This window comes from Streptococcus cristatus (assembly GCF_008369405.1).
Taxonomy (GTDB): Bacteria; Bacillota; Bacilli; order Lactobacillales; family Streptococcaceae; genus Streptococcus; species Streptococcus cristatus_G.
Genome location: NZ_VSJJ01000008.1, coordinates 115,655 through 121,770, shown reverse-complemented (window position 1 = coordinate 121,770; position 6,116 = coordinate 115,655). Strand labels below are relative to the sequence as shown.

Annotated in this window: 4 protein-coding genes, 1 tRNA gene and 2 pseudogenes; 4 read left to right on the top strand and 3 right to left on the bottom strand. The window is 41.8% G+C overall.

The annotated features are described in order from the left end of the window. Positions 1–614, bottom strand: a pseudogene (locus FXF62_RS08225) (low temperature requirement protein A); the annotation flags it as partial. 187 nt (positions 615–801) lie between these two features. On the opposite strand from FXF62_RS08225, the gene FXF62_RS08220 reads away from it, so the two are divergent. Together FXF62_RS08220 and FXF62_RS08215 are read left to right on the top strand one after the other, a co-directional pair. After that, on the top strand, positions 802–1,620 hold the full coding sequence (locus tag FXF62_RS08220) for an oxidoreductase (RefSeq protein WP_149518369.1): 819 nt from the start codon (positions 802–804) through the stop codon (positions 1,618–1,620). A 17-nt stretch (positions 1,621–1,637) separates the two neighbouring features. Then, positions 1,638–2,612, top strand: coding sequence for a helix-turn-helix domain-containing protein (locus tag FXF62_RS08215; RefSeq protein ID WP_149518368.1), 975 nt, complete (start codon positions 1,638–1,640; stop codon positions 2,610–2,612). 235 nt (positions 2,613–2,847) lie between these two features. On the opposite strand, the gene FXF62_RS08210 is transcribed toward FXF62_RS08215, so the two are convergent. Next, positions 2,848–2,920 (bottom strand) — tRNA-Lys (locus tag FXF62_RS08210). A 265-nt stretch (positions 2,921–3,185) separates the two neighbouring features. Continuing rightward, positions 3,186–4,454: a replication-associated recombination protein A gene (locus FXF62_RS08200; RefSeq protein ID WP_149518367.1), complete on the bottom strand. Its 1,269-nt coding sequence runs from the start codon at positions 4,452–4,454 to the stop codon at positions 3,186–3,188. A gap of 87 nt (positions 4,455–4,541) precedes the next feature. Between FXF62_RS08200 and FXF62_RS08195 the strand changes: the two genes are divergently transcribed. Then, entirely contained in the window at positions 4,542–5,012 is a 471-nt protein-coding gene (locus FXF62_RS08195; RefSeq protein ID WP_149518366.1) for a DUF3013 family protein, read from the top strand. Positions 5,013–5,030: 18 nt separating this feature from the next. Continuing rightward, positions 5,031–6,115: pseudogene (locus tag FXF62_RS08190) on the top strand (site-2 protease family protein). The last annotated feature ends 1 nt before the right edge of the window (position 6,116 follow it).

The following is a 6,116-nucleotide window of genomic DNA, read 5'->3' as shown; positions in this document are numbered from 1 at the left end:
GTAATAATGACAAGAAGGGAGATGCGCTCGATTAAATGGGGGAGATTTACCTGGTAATGCTTATCTTTATTAAGCAAGATACTTGGCATAATAAAGATAAACAGAATACTAGCAAAGAAGATATAGACTCTAACGTAAATAGGAAGAAGAGCTGCTAGATAGACTCCTAAACTTCCTAGACCTGTTATCCATAGAAAATCTTTGATACTTTCCCGTTCAACATCATCGGTTGATTTTCTAAAAAATTCAACCAAATATTGAAAAAATAAGGTAAGGGTTAATGTACCAATAGCCCAACAGAGATAATGAAAATATTGTTGTCAATCAGGTCCAATCATATTGGCTATAAAGAGTAAAAGTCCCATTTTGATAAACATGATTACCATGTTAAATAAAGAGTTCTTTCCATAGCGATTGGTATAATCGGTTTGAATCATCCAGGAATCGATGAGAACCAAAATAGCAATGAAAAAATCAAGGAAAGAATTCCAAGTCAAAATACCGTTATGAAGATGGTGAATTAAAGTAGTTACTTTTGAAATTGCAAAAACAAAAACTAAGTCATAAAAAAGTTCTGAAAATTCTACACGTTTATGTTTAATGAGAGTTGTCATATTAATACCTTTCTACTTTAGAAATACAATTCATTATAACAGAAAATGATAATGAAAGAAAAGGAGATGCTTAAATAACTTCATGTGACGCGAATTGTCAAATCATTGTCTTCTTTTGTCATTTACCTGTCAGTGTCTGTCTTGTATAATAGTCTCATAAATCAAATGAAATAAAGAGGAAAATATCATGTCAAACAAAAAAGTTATCTTAGTCACAGGCGCTTCATCAGGTATGGGGAAACTTTCAGCACAAGACCTTATCAAAGCGGGTCACACAGTGTACGCTGTTGCTCGTAGTGTCGATAAAATGAAAGACCTAGAAGCAATGGGTGGCCATGTTATGAAAATGGACGTCACAAATGAAGAGGATATTGAAAAAGTTGTTGCGAAAGTGATTGAAGAACAAGGTCGTATTGATGTTCTTTGGAACAACGCAGGATACGGACTTTATGGTCCTGTCGAAGACCTTTCAATGGAAAAAGCGCAACAACAGTTCGAAGTTAACGTCTACGGTGTAGCCCGCTTGACGAAGAAAGTATTGCCTTATATGCGCCAACAAAAGGATGGCCTTATCATCAATACGTCATCAATGGGTGGTAAAATCTACACACCACTGGGTGCTTGGTACCATGCTTCAAAACACGCCATTGAAGGTTTTAGTGACTGTCTCCGTATGGAAGTCAAGGAGTTTGGCATCAAGGTGGTTGTTTTAGAACCTGGAGCGATCAATACTGGTTTTAACGCAGCAGTTGGTCAAAACTTCTCTCATGAATCTAAAAATGGTGCATATAGTCGTTTGGTGAACGCTTATATTAAAGCTATGGAGAACAACCCAGCACCAGGGTCTAAGCCAGAAGTCATCTCACGTACAGTTCTCAAAATCATCAATGCTCGTAACCCTAAAACTCGCTATCTTGTTGGACGTGGAGCCAAGCTCTTGGTAGGAATCCGTCGTATCTTTGGCGATAAATTCTTTGATCGCATGATGTTGATGACTTTCCGTTAATAGAATGGAGAAAGCTTATGCGCCTTAGTCTCAGTCAACAGTATATTGAAAATTTAAGCCATATAGGACTGGATCTAAAAATGATTCTACAATTGGCTAATCTACCAGATAGCACCTGGAAAGAGGAGATGAATCTCTCAACTCTGGACTATTATCATCTCTTAACAGCTTTTGACCAGGTCGCCAATGATGAGCAAATCATTGCCATGAGCCGTATCAAGAACATTCAAATGTTTATGCCTCCTTTTTTCGCGGCCTTATCCTCTAAAAATGGTTTGGCTGCGATAGAGCATTTTGCCAAATACAAGAAGATTACAGGTCCGATTGTCGTAAACATAGAAGTCTTTGATGATCTTGTTCGTGTGAGCTATCGTTATGATTATTCAGGGTTAGACCTGCCTCGCTTTGCAGTCCTCAATGAACAGTTGTTGTTGCTTGATTTGATTCGGACGGGAACAGGTCAAGAGATTGTCCCAGTGCATGTCGGAACTCCTTATTCTTATGAAGAAGCTAGTGTTAGTCTTTTTGGCTGCCAAGTGGAAGTAATGGAAGGGAATGAACTGGTCTTTAAAAAAGCTGACTTAGAGAAGCCTTTTCTTACGGCCAATAATGTTATGTTAGACTACCTAGAGCCTCAGCTCAAGGAACGCTTAGCAGAAGCAATGACAAGTGAAAGTTTCACAGGGATTGTCCAACAAAAACTCTATCAAGCTATTCCAAGTGGTTGCTTTACCATTGAAGATATAGCAGCGTCATTAGGCATTAGCAGTCGCACCCTGCAACGGAACCTGACTGCAGAAGGAACCAAATTTAATCAAGAATTGCAAAATGTCCAAAAGATTCTCGCCTTTGGTTATTTCAAAAATCCAGAAATGACAACAGAAGATGTCGCCTATCTGCTAGGCTATTCGGAAGTCTCCTCTTTCTCACGTGCCTTTAAAAAATGGACAGGAAAGACTATTTCAGAATATAGAAATCTGCATCATGGATAGAAAAACGCCACTAAAGGCGTTTTTAAATTGTTCTTCTATAAAGAGTGAATGGTAATACTTACACAAAAGAGTCTGGGACAATAGTCCCTTTGCTACAAAAAAGCTCCGTAATTCCTGCGCTGGATTTACCTACTATAGAAATCATAGAGCCAAAATGTGGGGCAAATAATGGGGCAGAGCCCGTTTAAATAATGAAAAAGCCTTGGATTCCAAGGCTTTTAAGTCATACTTTCTATGCCCCCTGCAGGGCTCGAACCTGCGACCCATAGATTAAGAGTCTACTGCTCTACCAACTGAGCTAAGGAGGCAACAGAAAAAGCTGTATTGGTGCCGGACCTTCACGATTTGTATTGAACCCGCGCAATTAAGCAGGTGGGCAACTCGCTCTAACTGAAGCTGCTTCCGCGTGACACGGCCTGCACGCTGTTAGAAGTCTTTTGTTTCCCTAATAATACAAAAAATAGTCGGTCAACACTTAAGTGTGAAGTCGTACACCACAGCGTTTCTATAATTATAATACCATAAATTTTGAAAAATTCAAGAGAAAAATGTGATTTTTTGCAAACGATGCCATCATTTTTTTAAGTCATCAATCTTATCTTTCGTCATTCCAAGAGCTCGTTCGTATTTGCCATTTTCATTGGGAGTGAAATAATTGGCATCCCTTATCTTGTCAGGCAGATAATCTTGTTTGACCCAATTTCCGGGATAGGAGTGAGGGTAGAGATAGTCCTGCGCGTTGCCCAATTCCTTGCTGCCTGCATAGTGGCCGTCTCGTAAGTGGCGGGGAATAGGAAGATTTCCATTCTTTCGTAAGTCAGCTAAGGCCTTGTCCATGGCTAGATAGGCTGAGTTGGACTTGGGAGATAGAGCCAGATCGATAACAATATTAGCAATAAGGATACGGGCTTCAGGAAATCCGATTCGCTGGGCAGCTTCCAAAGCTGTGACTGTGTGGACTTGGGCATCTGGATTTGCTAGGCCAATATCCTCGTAAGCGATAACGGTCAAGCGGCGAGCCAGGCTAGGCAGGTCACCTGCCTCAACGAGGCGAGCTGCGTAGTGGAGGCTGGCATTGACATCAGAGCCACGGATGGACTTCTGCAGGGCAGAGAGGACATCGTAATGGCCGTCTCCGTCCTTGTCCATGGTGATATAGCTCTTTTGCAGGCTGTTTTCCATGATATCAAGCGTGATGTGGCGGATGCCCTTGTCATCTTCTGGGGTAGAAAGTACGGCTAAATCCAGCGAGTTATAGGCGGAGCGTAAATCTCCGTTAGTAGAGATAGCAATGAAATCCAGAGCTTCATCATCTAGCTCCACTGGGAAATCAAATCCTCGTTCCTTGTCTGTCAAGGCTAACTGAATGGCTGTCCGGATGTCTTCGTTGCTGAGGGGCTCCAGCTCAAATATCTGAACCCGGCTTCGAATGGCAGGGGTGACAGAAAAGAAAGGATTTTCTGTCGTCGCCCCAATCATGATGACCAGACCGCTTTCTAATAGCGGTAGCAGGAAGTCCTGCTTGGTCTTGTCCAAGCGGTGAATCTCGTCTAGCAGGAGCACCAGTCCGCCGGAAAATTTAGCCTCTTCCGCGATTTCTTGCAGGCGCTTCTTGCTATCTACGGTGGCGTTAAAGGTCCGAAAGGCAAACTTAGTTGTGCCGGCAATAGCCGAGGCGATCGAGGTCTTGCCGATGCCGGGTGGTCCGTAGAGAATCATCGAGGACAGGCGGTTAGCTTCAACCATGCGGCGGATGATTTTCCCAGGTCCGACCAGATGCTGCTGGCCGATGATCTGGTCAATACTGGTCGGTCGCATGCGTAGGGCGAGGTTTTCTGGCATAAGATTTCCTTTCTGCAAGTGTTTTTCTTAGCGTTTTGTGTTACTATTATAGATAGTAATATTTTATCACAATGAAAAGAGGAAATCATGGCTAAGTACGGTTTTTTAGATATATTAGACGAGGAATTGGAGAAGAATTTTCCTTTTGACTATGAGATTAACTGGGACAAGAAAAATCACGCAGTGGAAGTGGCCTTTCTCCTTGAGGTTCAAAATCCAGGTGGGATTGAGACCGTTGATGCTGAGGGCAATGCCTCGGCTGAGGATATTTACTTTGAGGAGGCTGTACTTTTCTACAATCCGGTCAAGTCTCATTTTGATGTCGAGGACTATCTGGCGGTTCTTCCCTATGAGCCTAAGAAGGGTCTGTCGCGGGAGTTTCTAGCTTATTTCGTGGATTTTCTGACCCAGACAGCTGAATCTGGCCTCGATGCACTCATGGACTTCTTAGCAGACCCAGAGGCAGAAGAGTTCGTCATGGAATGGAACCAAGAAGTCTTTGAAGAAGGAAAAGTTGGCTTGGAAGAAGGGGAGTTTTACCCTTATCCGAGATACTAGGAGTTGGTTGGAGATTTTATGAAGAAAATTGGGACTTATTTGGTTTATGTGCTAGCTTTTGTCTTTATTATGCTAGCTTTTGCTTGTGGAACCATCGCATTTGCAGAGTTGGGATATTCCGCAGTTTTAGCATTCACTTTTGGTTATTCCTTCGCTCTTTTAAGCATGTATTTAATCTTTATTCTTCATGAGCTGGGTCATGCTTTTTGTGGCTACTTGACAGGCTATCGGCTGGTGGCTTTTGGATTAGGACATTTTCTTTTGACAAAAAAGTCAGGTAGGTTTCATCTTAGTCGAACAGCCGTTCTGAAAAATGTTGGTGCTCAGTACGTTGGATTGAAAGAAGATGAAAACGATCAAAGAATCATCCTGATGTCTGCAGGAGGCTTGATGGTTCATCTTAGCTTGATATTATTGGCGATATTGTTTGGATGTTTGACAAGAAGCTGGTATTTTGCTGGTACTTGGATTTTTCTGAATTTATCTTTCTTCCTAAACAACGCTTTGCCAGTAACAACGCTTTGCCAGTTGGAATTACCGATGGAGCAAAAATTTGGGAATTGCGACAACACCCTGAAAATACCAAATACGCCTACCTAGTCTTGAGGCATTCTGCCCAAACTTTGCTGGCTCCCCAAGAATATGACTTGAAAGACTTTACCATGCCTGTTGATAAGGATGCGAGAGGGAGTTTTGCAGAAAGTATTGAAACTCTTCAGGGAGTGGTTTTCATATTGGATGGTCATTTAGAGGCAGCTAAAAAGCTATTTCAATCTTTACTAGAGAGAACAGAACACTCGCTGTCTGAAACTTTATGCCAACTATGCCTTCTTCAAATCGCCTTGCTAGAAGGTGATAATGAGAAAGCGGAGGAATATGCAAGTATTCGAATCGTTAAATCCTTTTTATCTCTAAAAATGGCAGATGTGCAAATGATTCAAGCCTGGTATCAATTTAAAGTTAAGAATGATGTAGCTCAAACTCGCAAGGCTATGAAGATTGCTAGACAGAAAATGAATAGCAGCCGGATGCTACGGGATGAGCAATGTTACTATGAAAACTGGTTAGCAGAGCTGGAAAAGGCATTAGCCGAAGGAGTCTAAC